The following is a 1,036-nucleotide window of genomic DNA, read 5'->3' on the forward strand; positions in this document are numbered from 1 at the left end:
TCCCCATCGGCGTACAGGCTTTCGGCAAAATCCGCACCGGCGGATTCTACTATGTGGATAAAACCGCCTACCTTCATCAACTGATCGATGAAGGCAGCTATTATTTCCTCTCCCGTCCCCGGCGCTTCGGCAAGAGCCTGCTGCTGGACACCCTCAAGGAGCTGTTTGAGGCCAACGAACCCCTGTTCCGCGGCCTGTACATCCACGACCGCTGGGATTGGCAGACCCGTCATCCGGTCATTCGACTGAGTTTTGCTGATGGGGTCATGGGCAGTCGTCAGGCATTGGACCAGCACATTGAAGAGCTGTTGCGTGAACACTCGGAAAGGCTGGGTATTACCCTGAGCAATGAAAGTATTCAGGGGCGGTTCCGGGAATTAATCACTGAGACTCATCATCAGCACGGCCAGCGAGTGGTGGTCCTGATCGACGAATATGACAAGCCCATCCTGGACAACATCACCAATGCCGACGCGGCCCGCGAACTGCGGGAGGGGCTGAAAAACCTGTATTCCGTCCTCAAGGACGCCGATCCCCATCTGAAATTCTGCCTGCTCACCGGCGTCTCCAAATTCAGCAAGGTCAGCCTGTTTTCGGGGCTGAACAACCTCAACGACATCACCCTGGACAAGCCCTTTGCCCCCATCTGCGGCTACACCGACGAGGACATTGATACCGTGTTTGCACCGGAGTTACCGGGCCTTGATCGCGACCAGATCCGGCAGTGGTACAACGGCTATCGCTGGGGAGATGAGACGACCGCGGCAGTCTATAACCCTTTTGATGTGCTGCTGCTGTTCCAGAAGCGGGAATTCCGCCCCTACTGGTTCGAAAGCGCTACCCCCACCTTTCTGGTCAAGCTCCTGTCTGAGCGGGGCGTTTTCACCCCCCGTCTGGACCGTCTGCAGACCAAGCCCAGCCTGTTGGGCCGCTTCGACGTGGACGAGATCGCCACCGAGGCCCTGCTGTTCCAGACCGGCTATCTCACCGTGCACAAGGTGGAAGAACCCATCACCGGCTACTGGCTCTATACCCT

1 protein-coding gene is annotated in these 1,036 nt (G+C 57.6%); it reads left to right on the top strand.

From position 1 onward, the window contains the following. On the top strand, window positions 1–1,036 hold a 1,036-nt coding region (locus CKO35_RS17500; protein WP_200177387.1), incomplete at both ends, for an ATP-binding protein.

Origin of the sequence: Ectothiorhodospira shaposhnikovii, from assembly GCF_016584105.1 — a bacterium.
Taxonomy (GTDB): Bacteria; Pseudomonadota; Gammaproteobacteria; order Ectothiorhodospirales; family Ectothiorhodospiraceae; genus Ectothiorhodospira; species Ectothiorhodospira shaposhnikovii.